The 15,120-nt window shown below is 72.4% G+C and carries 15 protein-coding genes; 7 read left to right on the forward strand and 8 right to left on the reverse strand.

What is annotated here, in order from left to right; translation table 11 throughout:
* The 8 genes from ABT381_RS31225 to benA all read right to left on the reverse strand — a co-directional run.
* The coding region (locus tag ABT381_RS31225) for a GAF domain-containing protein (protein ID WP_351600117.1) at positions 1-1,507 on the reverse strand (1,507 nt) is incomplete at its 3' end.
* Between the two features lie 131 nt (positions 1,508-1,638).
* On the reverse strand, positions 1,639-2,436 hold the full coding sequence (locus ABT381_RS31230) for a 3-hydroxybutyrate dehydrogenase (protein ID WP_351600119.1): 798 nt from the start codon (positions 2,434-2,436) through the stop codon (positions 1,639-1,641).
* 83 nt (positions 2,437-2,519) lie between these two features.
* Positions 2,520-3,152 (reverse strand): alpha-ketoglutarate-dependent dioxygenase AlkB, encoded by a 633-nt coding sequence (locus ABT381_RS31235; RefSeq protein ID WP_351600121.1) that lies wholly within the window; start codon positions 3,150-3,152, stop codon positions 2,520-2,522.
* A gap of 48 nt (positions 3,153-3,200) precedes the next feature.
* On the reverse strand, positions 3,201-6,005 hold the full coding sequence (locus ABT381_RS31240; protein ID WP_351600123.1) for a helix-turn-helix transcriptional regulator: 2,805 nt from the start codon (positions 6,003-6,005) through the stop codon (positions 3,201-3,203).
* Positions 6,006-6,050: 45 nt separating this feature from the next.
* The gene (locus tag ABT381_RS31245) at positions 6,051-6,839 is read right to left on the reverse strand and encodes a 1,6-dihydroxycyclohexa-2,4-diene-1-carboxylate dehydrogenase (RefSeq protein WP_351600124.1); all 789 of its coding nucleotides are present in this window, start codon (positions 6,837-6,839) and stop codon (positions 6,051-6,053) included.
* A complete protein-coding gene (gene benC, locus ABT381_RS31250) occupies positions 6,836-7,843 on the reverse strand; it encodes a benzoate 1,2-dioxygenase electron transfer component BenC (RefSeq protein WP_351600126.1) in 1,008 nt (335 codons plus the stop codon). The genes ABT381_RS31245 and benC overlap by 4 nt, the downstream gene beginning before the upstream one ends.
* 33 nt (positions 7,844-7,876) lie before the next feature.
* The gene (benB, locus tag ABT381_RS31255) at positions 7,877-8,389 is read right to left on the reverse strand and encodes a benzoate 1,2-dioxygenase small subunit (RefSeq protein ID WP_351600128.1); all 513 of its coding nucleotides are present in this window, start codon (positions 8,387-8,389) and stop codon (positions 7,877-7,879) included.
* Between the two features lie 11 nt (positions 8,390-8,400).
* A complete protein-coding gene (gene benA, locus ABT381_RS31260; protein WP_351600130.1) occupies positions 8,401-9,771 on the reverse strand; it encodes a benzoate 1,2-dioxygenase large subunit in 1,371 nt (456 codons plus the stop codon).
* A 232-nt stretch (positions 9,772-10,003) separates the two neighbouring features.
* Between benA and ABT381_RS31265 the strand changes: the two genes are divergently transcribed.
* The 7 genes from ABT381_RS31265 to ABT381_RS31295 all read left to right on the forward strand — a co-directional run.
* Entirely contained in the window at positions 10,004-10,915 is a 912-nt protein-coding gene (locus ABT381_RS31265) for a LysR substrate-binding domain-containing protein (RefSeq protein WP_351600132.1), read from the forward strand.
* Positions 10,916-10,936: 21 nt separating this feature from the next.
* A complete protein-coding gene (locus tag ABT381_RS31270; RefSeq protein ID WP_351600134.1) occupies positions 10,937-12,040 on the forward strand; it encodes a mandelate racemase/muconate lactonizing enzyme family protein in 1,104 nt (367 codons plus the stop codon).
* A gap of 20 nt (positions 12,041-12,060) precedes the next feature.
* Positions 12,061-12,906, forward strand: coding sequence for a catechol 1,2-dioxygenase (gene catA, locus ABT381_RS31275; RefSeq protein WP_351600137.1), 846 nt, complete (start codon positions 12,061-12,063; stop codon positions 12,904-12,906).
* Between the two features lie 4 nt (positions 12,907-12,910).
* Complete coding sequence (catC, locus tag ABT381_RS31280) at positions 12,911-13,192, forward strand: muconolactone Delta-isomerase (protein ID WP_351600139.1); 282 nt, start codon at positions 12,911-12,913, stop codon at positions 13,190-13,192.
* An 11-nt stretch (positions 13,193-13,203) separates the two neighbouring features.
* A complete protein-coding gene (locus ABT381_RS31285; RefSeq protein WP_351600141.1) occupies positions 13,204-13,959 on the forward strand; it encodes a CoA transferase subunit A in 756 nt (251 codons plus the stop codon).
* Complete coding sequence (locus ABT381_RS31290; RefSeq protein ID WP_351600143.1) at positions 13,959-14,615, forward strand: CoA transferase subunit B; 657 nt, start codon at positions 13,959-13,961, stop codon at positions 14,613-14,615. The genes ABT381_RS31285 and ABT381_RS31290 overlap by 1 nt, the downstream gene beginning before the upstream one ends.
* A partial coding sequence (locus ABT381_RS31295; RefSeq protein WP_351600145.1) for an alpha/beta fold hydrolase occupies positions 14,612-15,120 on the forward strand: 509 nt, incomplete at its 3' end. The genes ABT381_RS31290 and ABT381_RS31295, both read left to right, overlap by 4 nt.

Below are 15,120 nucleotides of genomic sequence, written 5' to 3' on the forward strand. Positions count from 1 at the left end.
GGCGGGCGGCGCGCCGGGCGGCCTCGCCGGGGTCGCCACCGCCGTCGTGGTCGCCCCCGCCGCCCCGGCCCAGCGGCAGCAGCAGGACCACGCCCGCGTCCCGGGCGGCGGCCAGGCCGTGCCGGGTCGCGGCGAGGTGGGAGGCGGCCGACCACAGACGCTGCCGGGCGGTGGCGCCGGCGCCTTCGGGGCCCGCGGCGGCAACGGCGCCGTCCGCCGGTGCCGGGTCCTCGGCGGCCGGGTCCTCGATGCGGGCGGCGAGCACGACGTGCGGCGCGTCCAGGTCGGCGGCGACCCGCGCGGCGCGCTCGCGCAGCAGCCGCGGGTCGCGGTCGGGGGCGTCCAGCAGGTCGTCGAGCAGTTCGCCGCGTACTCGCTGCTCGGCCTCGCCCGCGGTACGGCGGGCGAGCAGCAGCAGGGAGGTGACCATGGCGGCGCGTTCCAGGGTGCGCTGGTCGACGGGGTCCAGGCGGGGGTGGCCGCGCAGCACGAGCGCGCCCAGTACCTCGCTGCCGGAGCGGACGGCGGCCACCCAGTCGTCGCCGTCGCGCACGGCGTGGCCGTCGGCGCGGGAGCGGTCCAGGGCCTCGGCCGGCACCCGCTCGGCGTCGGTGAACTCCACGGTGCCGTCGAGTACTTCGGCGACGGCCGCGGCCACGTCCTGTACGCCGCCACCGCGCAGCACCAGCTCGGCGAGCCGGTCGTGGACGTCGGAGGCGCGCTCGATGACGCCGCTGCGGTCGCGGATGATCTCGTTCGCGGCCTCCAGCTCGGTCATCGCCTTGCGGGTCTCGGCGAGGAGGTGGGCGGTGTCGATGGCGACGGCCGCGTGTGCGGCGTGCGCGGAGAGCAGGGCGATCTCGGCGTGGTCGAAGACGCGGACCCGGCGGTCGGCGGCGAAGAGCACGCCGATGACGCCGCTGCCGAGCTTCAGCGGCACGCCGAGGATCGCGACCAGCCCCTCGTCCCGTACGCCGGTGTCGATCGTGCGGGTGTGCTGGAAGCGCGGGTCGTCGAAGTAGCTGTCGGTGACGTAGGGGCGGGCGGTCTGCGCGACCAGGCCGCCCAGCCCCTCCCCCATGCCCAGCCGCAGCTGCTGGAAGCGTGCTGAGACCGAGCCGTCGGTGACCCGCATGTAGGTGTCGCCCGCGACCGGGTCGTTGAGGGTCATGTACGCGGTCTCGGTGCCGAGCAGGGAGCGGGCCCGCTGGACGATGGCCCGCAGCACGGCGTCCAGGTCCCGGAGTCCGGCCAGGTCGTGCGCGGTCTCGTACAGCGCGGACAGCTCGGCCTCGCGGCGCCGCCGGCCCTCCAGCTCCGTACGGACGCGCAGCGCCAGCAGCTTGGCGTGCTCCAGGGCCGCCAGCCGCTCGGGGGAGGCGCCGTCGGCCCGGGCCCGCAGCACGGCGCGTTCGAAGTCCTCGGCGGGCGCGCCGGTGGCGAGCAGGTCGAGGAAGGGGGTCTCGGCCGGTTCGGCGGAAGCCCGGGCGGGCTGCTGGGGTGGCATGGACCCAGGGATACCGCCGGTACGGTGTGGCGCGCCAGCCGCGGGGCTCGCGGCCCGCTCCCCGGCGCCGGCGGCGGGGCCGCGCCGGGCCGGGACCGCTCCCCCGCCACCGGCCGCCGGGCCGCCCGAGGTCAGTGCGCCGTCCATCCGCCGTCCATGGCCAGCGAGGTGCCGGTGATGAACGACGCCTGGGGACTGCAGAGGTACGCGACGGCGTCGGCGACCTCGGCCGGCTCGACCAGCCGCTTCACGGCGGTATCGGCGAGCAGGACCTCGGTGAGCACCCGCTCGGCGGGGATGCCGTGCGCCTCGGCCTGGTCGGCGAGCTGCTTCTCGACCAGCGGGGTGCGGACGTAGCCGGGGTTGACGCAGTTGGAGGTGACGCCGTGCTCGGCGCCCTCCAGGGCCGCGACCTTGGAGAGGCCCTCCAGGCCGTGCTTGGCGGCGACGTAGGCGGACTTGTAGGGCGAGGCGCGCAGGCCGTGCACGGAGGAGATGTTGACGATGCGGCCCCAGCCCTGCGCGTACATGTGCGGCAGCGCGCCGCGCACGAGGCGGAAGGGCGCCTCCAGCATGACCTTCAGTACGGTCGCGAAGACGTCGGGCGGGAATTCCTCGATGGGGCGGACGAGCTGGATCCCCGCGTTGTTGACGAGGATGTCGGCGCCGGCCGCGGTCTCCTCGGCGGCGTCCAGGTCGGTGAGGTCGAGGGTGATCGACTGCAGGGCGCCGGGCAGGCCCTTCGCCCGGTCGGCGAGGCGGGCGAGCCCGTCGCCGTCCCGGTCGACCGCGCGGACGGTGGCGCCGGCCGTGGCCAGCCGCAGCGCGCAGGCGGCGCCGATGCCACTGGCCGCGCCGGTGACGAGTGCGGTGCGGCCCCCGAGGTCGGGCCCTGCGACGTCGGTACCTGGTGTGGAGGTGGCGCTCATGGGCGTCACCCTAAGCAGCGCGCGGTTCCATACCGATGTGGGGCGGGACCACAAGACGCGGCATGGGCATGTGGGCGGGGCCCTCAGCGCACGCCGCGGGGGCGGAACTGGACGCTGATGCGGGGGCCGACCGGGCGGGCCGTCTTGGGGATGGCGTGGTCCCATGTGCGCTGGCAGGAGCCGCCCATGACGATCAGGTCGCCGTGCCCGAGGGGGCGGCGGACAGTCGCCCCGCCGCCGTCCCGGGGCCGCAGGACCAGCGCCCTGGGCTCGCCGACGGAGAGGATCGCGACCATGGTGTCCTGGCTGCGGCCGCGGCCGATGCGGTCGCCGTGCCAGGCGACGCTGTCCTCGCCGTCGCGGTAATAGCACAGCCCGGCCGTGCGGAACGGCTCGCCGAGCTCGGCGGCGTAGTGCGCGCTGAGCGCGTCCCGGGCCTCGGCGAGCACCGGGTGCGGCAGCTCCTCGTCCTCGCCGTAGTGGCACAGCAGCCGGGGCACGTCGACGACGCGCTCGTACATCTGGCGCCGCTCGGCGTGCCAGGGGACCTGCCCGGCCAGCTTTTCGAACACCTCGTCGGCGCCGGTCAGCCAGCCCGGCAGCACGTCGATCCAGGCGCCGAGCCCGAGGACCGTGCGTGCGAGCCCGTCCAGGGGGCGCAGGCCGATCTCGTCGGTCCCTGCGAAGAGGGAACTCTGGAGGTGGGTGGTGGCCATGGGGCCAGCGTACGCCCTGTTCGAATTTTTGTACGAATACCGTGCGGGTCACGAATCGTGGAACACCGCCGCCAGCTCCCCCCGCGACCGCACCCCGACCTTCGCGTACACATGCGTGAGGTGGTACTGCACGGTCTTCACGGACAGGAACAGCTCCGCCGCGGCCTGCTGATTGCTCATCCCCCGCGCGACCAGCCGGGCGACCGCCCGTTCCTGCGCGGTGAGCCGCGAGAACTCCTCGGCGCCGCGCCGCGCGTTCAGCCCGCCCGCCTGCAGCTCCCGCTCGCAGCGCTCGACATACGTGCGCGCGCCCAGCAGGACGTACGCGTCCCGGGCGTTCTGCAGCAGCGCGTCCGCCTCCCGGCGCTTGCCCGCCCGGCGCAGCGTCTGCCCGTACGCGTAGCTCACCCGCGCCCGGTCGTACGGCAGCGGCAGATGCTCCAGGTGGGCCAGCGCGCCTTCGAAGTGGGCGCGCGCCGCGTCCAGGTCCCCCTCGGTGCCGGCGATCCGGCCGCGTACGTAGCCGAGCCTGGCCATCGTGGAGCGGTGGCCGCGGTCGGCGGCCAGCTCCTCGAAGGGCCGCAGGAAGGCGTCGGCCTCGGGGACCCGGTTGGTCATCACCAGGGCGTTGGCGTAGACGTCCTGCCAGGGCCAGAAGCCGGGCTCGTCGATGCCCTCGCGCTGCCGCAGCCGCAGTACCGGCTCCAGTGCGGCGGTGACGCGTTCGTACTGGCCGCGGGCCTCGGCGACCTGGGCGCGGGCCAGGGAGGCGGGCACCACCATCGCCTCGTAGTGCTGCATGTCGGCGGACGCCTGCCGGGCGTGGTGGTAGGCGGTCGGCCAGTCGCCGCGCAGCGCGTGGATCTGCGCCCCCGTCCAGTGCACGAGCGGCCGCAGCAGCTCCATCCGTACCTCGGTGAGCTGGGCCGCTGCCCGGTCGACGGTGCGCACCGCGTCCTGCCAGGCGCCCAGCGCGAACTGGGTGCGGGCCAGCCATGCCTGCGCCCAGAGCGAGATGCGGGTGGAGCCCATCCGGAAGCCGGTCGGCACGGCGCCCTCCAGCTCGCGCCGCGCGGCCTCCGGCTCGTCCATCGCCAGGTCCATCCAGCCGCGCCCCATCTGCACCCGCTGCGACTGGGCGCCGCTGGAGATCCGGGCCAGTACGTCGTCGTAGGCGTGCGCGGCCTCCTCGGCGCGGCCCATGGCGGCGAGCCCGAGCCCGAGGATGGCCTCCGACTCCACCGCCGAGGGCTCCATCGGGCCGACCAGGTCGACGGCCTTGCGTGCCCAGTGGACGAGGTCGGCGGCGCGGCAGCGGCCGAGGGAGTGCAGTACCCAGCGGTGGCAGATCGCGGCGGCCAGCTCGGGGCGGCGGACCGGGTCGCAGCGCTCCCACGCCTGGGTGAGCCGTACCTCGGCCTCCTCGGGGCGGCCGCGGGTGATCGCGAGGTAGCCGAGGACGGAGTCGCGCAGCGCGCCGGGCGGGAAGCTCTCCAGCTCGGCGGCGAAGGTCTCGGCCTGCGGCCGGTCCCCCGCGCCGACCAGCGCGTCCACGGCGCGCAGCAGCCGGTCCCTGCGGGTCGCGCGGGCCGGGCTGAGCCGGCTCGCGGCGACCAGCGCGCCCGCCACCTGGGACCAGGCGCCCTCGGCCGCCCGGTCGGCGGCGAAGCGGTCCAGGTCGTCGGCGAGCTCGGCGTCGGCGGCGGGGGTGGCGGCGACGCGGTGCATCAGGCGGCGGCCGTGGTCCTCGACGATCTCCGCGGCCCGGCGGTGCAGGTCGCCGCGTTCGACCAGGCCGAGCGCGCCGTGCACGGCGGCCCGTACGAGCGGGTGCGGGAAGGTGAGCAGGGTCAGACCGGGGCCGTCGGTCCTGGTCAGCAGCCCGGCCCGGCAGGCTTCGTCGACGGCGGCGAGCGGCTCGGCGACGCCGGACAGCTCGGCGGCCTCGGCGAACGGCACCGACTCGCCGAGCGCCGCGCACGCCTCGATCAGGGTGCGGGCCTGCGGGCCGCAGGCGTCGAGCCGGCGGTGCACGGCCGAGGCGTACCGCCGGGGCGCGGGCAGCGCGGGCTGCCAGTCGCGCCAGATGCCGGCCGGCACCTCGTGCAGCAGGTCGGTGAGGTAGAGGGGGTTGCCGCGGGTGTGGCGGCAGAGGATGCGCGCGGCGGGGAGCGAGAGGTCGACGCGGGCCGCGCTCCAGGCGAGCTGCTGGACGTCCTCCGGGGTGAGCGGGCCCAGGCGCAGCGCGCCGTCCCGGTAGGCGGCGAGGAAGTCCAGCACGTCGACCGGCAGCCGGTCCAGCCGGTCGTCGGCCGCGACCAGTACGACCAGTGCTTTTTCGGTGGACATCCGGCGCACTGCGGAGGCGACGGCGCGCAGCGAGGCGGCGTCGGCCCAGTGCGCGTCGTCGATGACGACGACGGTGGTGGTGTCCTCGGCGTGCGCGCTCCAGATCTCGTGCAGCCGGCGGCCGGCGGCGAGCGGGTCCGGTGGCTTCGTGGCCGCGTCGTCGTCCGGTGCGAGCGCCGCGCCCGCGGCCTTGGCGAGTTGGTCGGCGACGCCGAGGTCCAGCTCGTTCTCCCAGCGCACGCCGCTCGCGCGGTGCACGCGCAGCGGTCCCGGTCCGGCCTCGCCATCTCCATTCAAGCTGTGTTCGGCCAGGAAGTGCTCGACCAGCGCGGTCTTGCCCATGCCGGACGCGCCCTCGACCAGGACGATCGAGGGGTGTCCGGCGCGGGCGGCGGCCAGCAGGCGGTCCAGCGCCGCCAGCTCGGCCTGCCGGCCCGCGGGGCCCCGCCGGACCGTCTCGGGGGCGCCGTCCGGAAGGGGGCTCGCGCCCTCGTGATCGTCCATCGTGTTCACATTAGCGGTGCACGGGCGGCCGCTCGCGCGGGCCGCTCACCCCTGGTCACCACCGGCCACGGGCAGCACCGAAGCGGTGATGTAGGACGCCTCGTCGGAGGCCAGGAAACAGATCGCGGCGGCCTGCTCGTCCAGCTTCCCGTACCGCTTGAGCAGCGAGGACTCCACAGTCTGGTCGACGATCTGCTGGTACCAGGCGCGCTCTTGCCCGTCCGCCGCGGCGGGTCCGCGGGCGACCCTGCGGGGCGGGGCGTCGGTGCCGCCGGGCGCGGTGGCGACGACGCGGATGCCGTACGGGGCCGCCTCCAGCGCCAGTGCGGAGGTGATGCCGTTGACGCCGCCCTTGGCCGCGGCGTACGGGACGCGGTTGACGCCGCGGGTGGCCACCGAGGAGACGTTCACGATCGTGCCGGAGCGCTGCGCGATCAGATGCGGGAGCGCCGCGTGGCAGGTCCACAGCGTGGGGAAGAGCGAGCGCTGCACCTCGGCATGGATCTGCTCGGGCGTGTAGTGCTCGTAGGGCTTGGCCCAGATGGTGCCGCCGACGTTGTTAACCAGGACGTCGATCCGGCCGAGGCGTTCGCGGGCCGCCTCGGTGGCGCGCGAGGCCTCCTCGTACTTCTCCAGGTCGGCGGTGACGGCGTAGGCGGTGGCGCCCGCGGCGGTCAGCTCGGCGGCCACCTCGTGCACCAGCTCCGAGCGGTCCACGAGCGCGACGTCGGCGCCCTCCGCGGCCAGCCGCCGGGCGACGCACTCGCCGATGCCCTGTGCCGCGCCGGTGACCACGGCCTTCTTGCCGGCGAACCGGCCGGGGAAGTGGGTCATCGGGCGGCGCCCGCGAGTTCGGTGGCTCCGGTGGGGGCGAACTTCTCGTTGTGGAAGTGGGCGGGTGTGACGCCCTGTCGCCGCAAGTGGTCGCGTACGCCTTCGACCATGGGCGGCGGCCCGCAGACGTACACGTCCACGTCACCGTCGTGGAGGTGCTTCGGCTCCAGCCGCTCGGTCACGTACTCCTTGACGCAGGTGTCGTAGGTGAATCCGGGGATCACCGCTGCGTAGTCGGCAAGGGTCTCCAGGCGGACCAGGTCCCGCTCGGACGAGACGCCGTACACGAGGTGGACGGGGTGCCCTGGCGGCTGCGTGGTCAGCTTCTCCAGCATCGACAGCAGCGGGGCGAGTCCGGTGCCGCCCGCCAACAGCAGCGCGGGACGGGTGAGTTCGCGCAGATAGAAGCTGCCCATCGGGCCGGTGAAGTCGATCCGGTCGCCGAGCTCGGCACGGTCGCGCAGATAGCTCGACATCGCGCCGTCCTCGGTGAGGCGGACGAGGAAGGAGACCAGGCCCTCGGCGGGGCCGTTGCTGAAGGAGTACGACCGGGTGACGTCCGTGCCGGGCACGGCGACGTTGACGTACTGGCCGGGAAGGAAGGCCAGCGCGCCGCGGTCGTCGAGTTCGAGCGTGAAGGCGACGGTGGACTCCGACAGCTTCTCCAGTGCGACCAGGGTCGCGCCGTGCGTGGCGGCCGCCGTCTTCGCGGCGTCGGAGGTGGTGGGGATGCGGAGCACCAGGTCGCTCTGCGGGGTCATCTGGCAGGGCAGTGCGTACCCCTGCGCGGCCTCCTCGTCGGTCAGCGCCTCCTCGATATAGTCGCCGCCGTCGTAACTGCCGCTCTCACAGAGGGACTTGCAGGTGCCGCAGGCGCCGTCGCGGCAGTCGAGGGGGATGTTGATGCGTGCCTTGTACGAGGCGTCGGCGACGGTTTCGTCCGGTCCGCAGGTGACGAACCGGGTGATGCCGTCCTCGAAGCTCAGGGCGACCTGGTAGCTCATGGTGAACTCGATTCGGGGAGGATGGGCGAGTGATCAGATGTGGTAGATGTCGACCACGTGGTGAATGCGGTCGTTCTTCAGAACGACCTTCTTCTTCCTGATCAGTGGGGTCTCGCCCGAGAAGTCGATGGTGTAGAACGACGTCCCGAAGTACGGGTCGATGTTCTGGTAGCGGTAGTACAGCGTGTGCCAGTTGAAGCGGATGTCGATCTCGTCGCCGCGGCGCTCGACGACCTCCACGTTGGCGATGTGGTGGCCGGTGCGCGGCTCGGGGAGGCTGGTGGCGCTGGAGCGGTCCGTGCGGATGCGGAAGACCCGGTCCTCCAGGCCGCCGCGGTTGGCGTAGTAGATCAGCGAGATCTCCGTCCGCGGGTCGCGGGTCAGCTCGTCGTCGTCCGCCCAGGCCGGCATCCAGAACTCCACGTCCGGGTGGTAGCACTCCAGCCACTTCTCGAACTCGCGGTCGTCGAGGTAGCGGGCCTCGCGGTAGAGGAACTGGCGGATGTCCTCAAGGGTGACGGTGGCCGTCTCGGCGATGGTGGTCATGATCTCGCTCCTTACCGGCCGGTCTGCTGGGTCGCGGCGTCCTCGGCGGCCACCGCGGCGCGCATGGTGTCCAGCCAGTACCCGTGCTGGATCGGGTAGAGGGTCTCGTCCTCGGTGCGCGCGCCACTGGCGATCGGATTGATGCCGAGCTTCTTTGCGTCCTCGTCCGGGCCCTCGATCTTGTGCGCCACGCCGCGGCTGAGGTCGTTCCAGGGCGCAGCGCCCGCCAGGTAGGTCTTCTGGCAGGAGCGGAACTCCTCCAGGTCGTCCGGGGTGGCCATGCCGGAGGCGTTGAAGAAGTCCTCGTACTGGCGGATGCGGTTGGCGCGGGCCTCGGCGCTCTCGCCCTTGGGGGCGATGCAGTAGATCGTGACCTCGGTCTTGTCCACGGAGATCGGGCGGAAGTGCCGGATCTGGGAGCTGAACTGGTCCATCAGGTAGACGTTCGGGTACAGGCACAGATTGCGCGAGTACTCGATCATCCAGTTGGCCTTGTCCTCGCCGAACTCGGCGACCAGCTCTTCCCGGCGCTCGTTCAGCGAGCGGTTGGAGGGGTCCTCCCAGCGGGTCCACAGCAGCAGGTGGCCGTGCTCGAAGGAGTAGTAGCCGCCCTTCTGGCGGGCCCAGGTGCCGGCGTCCATGTTCTTGGTGTCGTTGGTGGACTCGCCGGAGGAACGGCGGGCCGTGGTGGCCGCGTAGTTCCAGTGGGTGGCGGAGACGTGGTAGCCGTCGGCGCCGTTCTCCGCCTGGACCTTCCAGTTGCCGTCGTAGGTGTAGGTGGAGGAGCCGCGCAGCACCTCCAGGCCCTCCGGGGACTGGTCCACGATCATGTCGATGATCTTGGTGGCCTCGCCGAGGTGCTCGGTGAGCGGTAGGACGTCCGGGTTGAGGCTGCCGAAGAGGAAGCCGCGGTAGTTCTCGAAGCGGGCGACCTTGGTCAGGTCGTGCGAGCCGTCCTTGTTGAACTGCTCCGGGTAGCCGGCGCCGCGGCCGTCCTTGACCTTCAGCAGCTTGCCGGAGTTGTTGAAGGTCCAGCCGTGGAACGGACAGGTGAAGGTGGTGCGGTTGTCCGTCTTGCGGCGGCAGAGCATCGCGCCGCGGTGGCTGCAGGCGTTGATCAGCGCGTTGAGCTCGCCGTCCTTGCTCCGCGAGAGCACCACGGGCTGGCGGCCGATGTACGTCGTGAAGTAGTCGCCGACCTCGGGGAGCTGCGTCTCGTGGGCGAGGTAGACCCAGTTGCCCTCGAAGATGTGCTTCATCTCCAGCTCGAAGATCTCCTCGTCCGTGAAGATCTTCCGCCGGGCGCGGTACACACCGCGCTCCTCGTCCTCCACCAGGGCGTCGTCCAGGATCGCCCGGGTGCCGACCGACGTCTGCGTCATGGTCCCTCCAAACCTGCGCCCGGCCCCGTCGTCCCGTCGGGGTTCTTACGGCCGCTTTTCAGCACCATGGCAGCGGGATGGCGACGCCACCCCGGGCATTTCCCCAGGGTTAACCCAGGGCCTCATCCATATTCCTTGCATATCAATCAGCGGGAAAAGAGTATTTCTCTCGTCTGAGACCGGCTGCCTACGATGAGCCGCATCCGGCGGCAAGGAAGCCAAGGAGGCCCTCATGGAACTGCGCCACCTGCGCTATTTCGTCGCCGTCGCCGAGACCCGCCACTTCGGCCGGGCCGCGGAGAACCTGCACATGGCACAGCCCCCGCTGTCGCAGGCGATCCGGCAGCTGGAGGCGGATCTCGGGGTCGAGCTCTTCACCCGTACCACCCGCCAGGTGGCCCTGACCGGGGCCGGCGAGGTCTTCCGTACCGACGCGCTGCGCATCCTGCAGTCCGTCGACGAGGCGACCACCCGCGTGCGGCGCTTCGCCAAGGGCGCGGAGGGCATCCTGCGGCTCGGCCTGACCGGGACCGCCTGCTACCGGCAGCTCCCCGCGATCGCCCGGCTGGTCAAGGAGGAGATGCCGGGGGTGGCGCTGGAGATCCAGACCGAGCTGCTGACCCCGGCGCAGGAGCTGGCCCTCAGCGAGAACCGTCTCGACGTGGGCATGCTCCGGCCGCCGGTCCGCCAGGAGGGCATCGTCTGCCGGGAGGTCGCCCGGGAGCCGCTGGTACTGGCGGTCCCCGAGGACCACTGGCTGAGCGAGGCGGAGACCGCCGAGGTCGCCCAGCTGCGCCACGAGAACTTCATCATGTACGCGGTCAACTCCCGCTCCGTCGTCAACGACGCGGTCACCAGGAGCTGCCTCGCGGCGGGCTACTACCCGCACTGCGCACACGATGTCACCGAGACCTCGACCGCGCTGGCGCTCGTCGCCGCCGGTCTGGGCATCGCCCTGCTCCCCGACTCCGTCCGCTCGGTCTCCCGCGACGGCGTCGTCTTCAAGCCCGTCCGGGGCGCGGAGACCGTCGGACTCGCCCTCGCCTGGCGCGAGAACGACGCCTCTCCCCTGCTGGAGACGCTGCTCGGCGTCCTGGAGTCGCACGACGTATTCGTCCCGGACCGCGCCGCCGAGGACCGATAAGACCACCGCAATCGAGGACCGATGAAGATCACCGCCATCGAGGCGATCCCGTTCGCCATCCCCTACAAGAAGCCGCTGAAGTTCGCCAGCGGCGAGGTCCACACGGCCGAACACGTCCTCGTGCGCGTCCACACCGACGACGGCCCGGTGGGCGTCGCCGAGGCACCGCCCCGCCCCTTCACCTACGGCGAGACCCAGGAATCGATCGTCGCCGTCATCGACAAGGTCTTCGCGCCGCAGCTCACGGGCCTCGCCCCGACGGCGCGCGAGGCCGTGCACGCCCGGCTGAACCGTACGGTCGGCAACCCCACCGCCAAGTCGGCCGTGGACATGGCCCTTTGGGACGTCATCGGGCAGTCGCTCGGCATCTCCGTCACCGAACTGCTCGGCGGCTACACCGACCGGATGCGGGTCTCGCACATGGTGGGCTTCGCACCGCCGGAGGAGATGGTCGCCGAGGCGCAGCGGATCCGCGACACGTACGGCATCACTACCTTCAAGGTGAAGGTCGGCCGCCGCCCGTTCCAGCTCGACGTCGAGGCCTGCCGCGCACTGCGCGCGGAACTGGGCGACGAGGTCGAGCTGTACATCGACGGCAACCGCGGCTGGACGGCGTCGGAGTCGGCCCGCGCGCTGCGCGCCATGGACGGCCTGGACCTGACGCTGGCCGAGGAGCTGTGCCCGGCCGACGACGTGCTGGGCCGCCGCCGGCTGGTCACGCACACGGACATCCCGTTCGTCGCCGACGAGAGCGCCACCCGCCCCGGCGAGGTGACCCGCGAGCTGCTGTCCGGTTCGGCGACGGCCATCAGCATCAAGACCGCCCGTACCGGCTTCACGTACTCCCAGCGCGTGCACCACCTCTGCGAGGGGCTGGGCGTCGAGGCGGTGATGGGCAATCAGATCGACGGTCAGATCGGCACGCTGTGCACCGCGGTCTTCGGATCCGCTTACGAGCTGACCGCCCGCCGGGCCGGCGAGCTGTCCAACTTCCTCGACATGAGCGACGACCTGCTCGCCGAGCCGCTGCGGATCGAGGACGGCACGCTGCGCGTCCGCGAGAGCGCCGGCCTCGGCATCGAGTTGGACCCGGAAAAGCTGGCGCGTTACCGCCAGGACACCTGAACGACCAGAGGAGCAGAGCCATGACTGACAGCACTCAGGCCACCGCCGCCGCGTCCGGCGCCTCGGCCACCGAGGCGTTCCGCGCCAAGCAGCGGTCCGAGGCAGCCTCCAGCAAGGAGCGCGTCGACACCCTGGCCACCGAGGTCATCACCGCGGTGCACGACGTCATCCGCCGCCACAAGGTGACGTACGCGGAGTACGACGCGCTGAAGGCGTGGCTGATCGGCGTCGGCCAGGACGGCGAATGGCCGCTCTTCCTCGACGTGTGGATCGAGCACGTCGTCGAGGAGGTCGCGAACGAGAACCGCGAGGGCAGCAAGGGCACCATCGAAGGCCCCTACTACGTCCCCGACTCGCCGCAGCACGAGGCCGAGACGACCCTGCCGATGCGCGCGGACGAGGCCGGCACGCCGCTGCTCTTCCAGGGCCAGGTCACCGACGTCGAGGGCAAGCCGCTGGCCGGCGCGCACGTGGAGATGTGGCACGCCGACGACGACGGCCTGTACTCGCAGTACGCGCCGAACCTGCCGGAGTGGAACCTGCGCGGCACCGTCGTCGCCGACGACCGGGGCAACTTCAGGATCCACACGATCCAGCCCGCGCCGTACCAGATCCCCACCGACGGCTCCTGCGGCAAGCTGATCGCCGCGGCCGGGTGGCACGCCTGGCGCCCCGCGCACCTGCACCTGAAGGTGTCCGCGTCCGGCCACCAACTCATCACCACCCAGCTGTACTTCCAGGGCGGCAGCCATGTCGAGGACGACATCGCCTCGGCCGTGAAGCCCGAGCTGATCCTCGACCCGAAGCCCGCCGCGAGCGGCACGGGCAACGAGGTCACCTACAACTTCGTGATGGACCGGAGCTGAGCACATGCTGTTCGCAGTGAAGATGGACGTGAACCTCCCCACGGACCTGGACCCCGAGCTCAGGGCCGACACGATCGCCCGCGAGAAGGCGTACTCCCAGAAGCTCCAGAAGGCCGGGAAGTGGCCGCACATCTGGCGGTGCGTCGGCCAGTACTCCAACCTCAGCGTCTTCGACGTCGAGTCCAACGACGAGCTGCACGACATCCTCTGGGGCCTGCCGCTCTTCCCGTACATGTCCCTCGAGGTGACGCCGCTGGCCGTACACCCCTCCGACATCAACGCCTGACGGAGCGGTCCATGGACAAGGTCGTGGCCACCGCCGCTGCAGCGGTGGCGGATGTACGGGACGGCGCCTCGTTCGCCGTCGGCGGTTTCGGGCTCAGCGGCGTCCCCGACGTGCTGATCCAGGCGCTGTACGAGACCGGCGCGGGCGGGCTGGGCGTGGTCTCCAACAACTGCGGCGTGGACGGCGGCGGTCTGGGCATCCTGCTCGCCGCCGGCCGGATCGCCCGGGTGACCGGCTCCTATGTCGGCAACAACAAGGAGTTCGCCCGCCAGTACCTCGCCGGGGAACTGGAGTTGGAGCTCACCCCGCAGGGCACGCTCGCCGAGCGGCTGCGGGCCGGCGGCTGCGGCATCCCGGCGTTCTTCACCCCGGCCGGGGTGGGCACGGACGTCGCGGACGGCGGCATGGTGCTGCGGTACGCGCCGGACGGGACAGTGGCCGAGGCGTCGCCGCCCAAGGAGGTACGCGAGTTCGACGGCGTGCCGTACGTGATGGAGCGCGGCATCACCACCGACTTCGCGCTCGTCCGGGCCGCGAAGGGCGACCGGCACGGCAACCTCGTCTTCAACAAGGCGGCGCGCAACTTCAACCCGCTCGCGGCGATGGCCGGCAGGGTCACCGTCGCGGAGGTGGAGGAGCTGGTCGAGCCGGGCGTGCTGGACCCGGACGAGGTGCACCTGCCCGGCGTGTTCGTCCAGCGGGTGGTCGAGCTGACGCCGGCGCAGGCCGCCGACAAGCACGTGGAGAAGAGGACGGTGCGCGCCTGATGGCTTGGACCAGGGAAGAGATGGCCGCCCGGGCCGCGGGCGAGCTGCGCGACGGCGACTATGTGAACCTCGGCATCGGGCTGCCCACGCTGGTGCCCAGCTTCCTGCCCGAGGGCGTGGATGTCGTGCTCCAGTCGGAGAACGGGCTGCTGGGCGTCGGCCCGTACCCGGCCGAGGACGAGGTCGACCCGGACCTGATCAACGCGGGCAAGGAGACCGTCACGGTCCTTCCCGGCGCGGCGTTCTTCGACTCCGCGCTCTCCTTCGGCATGATCCGCGGCGGCCACATCGACACCGCGATCCTCGGCGCCATGCAGGTCTCGGCCCGCGGCGACCTGGCGAACTGGATGATCCCGGGGAAGATGGTCAAGGGCATGGGCGGCGCGATGGACCTGGTGCACGGCGCCCGCCGGGTGGTCGTGGTCATGGACCACACCGCCAAGGACGGCAGCCCGAAGATCGTCGCCGACTGCTCGCTGCCGCTGACCGGCCGGGCCTGCGTCCACCGGATCATCACCGACCTGGGCGTCCTGGACGTCACCGAGGACGGTCTCGTACTGGTGGAGACCGCGCCGGGGGTGACGCCCGAGGAGATCGCCGCACGCACGGCGGCCCCGGTCCGCGTGCCCGCCCCGCTTCCGCAGGAGAGCCCGTGACCAGCACCGATGTTCAGCTGCTCCACCACCGCCTGGACGGCCCCGAGGACGCGCCGCCGCTCGTGCTCGGCCCGTCGCTGGGCACCTCGCTCGCCGTGTGGGAGCCGCAGCTGGCCGAACTCACCCGCACCCACCGCGTGCTCCGCTTCGACCTCCCCGGGCACGGCGGGACGCCCGTCGGCGTGCTGGCGGACCCGACGCCCGGCAGCACGACCGTCGCGGACCTCGCCCAACTCGTCCTGGACCTCGCCGGCCACCACGGCTGGCGCGCCTTCCACTACGCCGGCATCTCGCTCGGCGGCGCGATCGGCGCGCACCTGGCCGTGCACCACGCCGACCGGCTCGCCTCGCTCGCGATGATCTGCTCCTCGGCCCGCTTCGGCGACCCGGCGGGCTGGCGGGAGCGCGCCGCCACGGTGCGCGCGCACGGTACGGCGGCGCTGCTGCAGCCGACGCCGGGCCGTTGGTTCGCCGATCCCGGTACGGCGGCGGGCCCGCCCGGCAC

Origin of the sequence: Streptomyces sp. NPDC000151, from assembly GCF_040301705.1 — a bacterium.
Classification (GTDB): Bacteria; Actinomycetota; Actinomycetes; order Streptomycetales; family Streptomycetaceae; genus Streptomyces.

Excerpts from the sequence above, each read along its gene's own strand:
- ABT381_RS31235 (WP_351600121.1), bottom strand. The coding sequence starts at position 3,152 with ATGGCCACCACCCACCTCCAGAGTTCCCTCTTCGCAGGGACCGACGAG.
- ABT381_RS31290 (WP_351600143.1), top strand. The coding sequence starts at position 13,959 with ATGGCTTGGACCAGGGAAGAGATGGCCGCCCGGGCCGCGGGCGAGCTG.
- benB (WP_351600128.1), bottom strand. The coding sequence starts at position 8,389 with ATGACCACCATCGCCGAGACGGCCACCGTCACCCTTGAGGACATCCGC.
- catC (WP_351600139.1), top strand. The coding sequence starts at position 12,911 with ATGCTGTTCGCAGTGAAGATGGACGTGAACCTCCCCACGGACCTGGAC.
- catA (WP_351600137.1), top strand. The coding sequence starts at position 12,061 with ATGACTGACAGCACTCAGGCCACCGCCGCCGCGTCCGGCGCCTCGGCC.
- ABT381_RS31245 (WP_351600124.1), bottom strand. The coding sequence starts at position 6,839 with ATGACCCACTTCCCCGGCCGGTTCGCCGGCAAGAAGGCCGTGGTCACC.
- benC (WP_351600126.1), bottom strand. The coding sequence starts at position 7,843 with ATGAGCTACCAGGTCGCCCTGAGCTTCGAGGACGGCATCACCCGGTTC.
- ABT381_RS31265 (WP_351600132.1), top strand. The coding sequence starts at position 10,004 with ATGGAACTGCGCCACCTGCGCTATTTCGTCGCCGTCGCCGAGACCCGC.
- ABT381_RS31240 (WP_351600123.1), bottom strand. The coding sequence starts at position 6,005 with ATGGACGATCACGAGGGCGCGAGCCCCCTTCCGGACGGCGCCCCCGAG.
- ABT381_RS31270 (WP_351600134.1), top strand. The coding sequence starts at position 10,937 with ATGAAGATCACCGCCATCGAGGCGATCCCGTTCGCCATCCCCTACAAG.
- ABT381_RS31230 (WP_351600119.1), bottom strand. The coding sequence starts at position 2,436 with ATGAGCGCCACCTCCACACCAGGTACCGACGTCGCAGGGCCCGACCTC.
- ABT381_RS31285 (WP_351600141.1), top strand. The coding sequence starts at position 13,204 with ATGGACAAGGTCGTGGCCACCGCCGCTGCAGCGGTGGCGGATGTACGG.
- benA (WP_351600130.1), bottom strand. The coding sequence starts at position 9,771 with ATGACGCAGACGTCGGTCGGCACCCGGGCGATCCTGGACGACGCCCTG.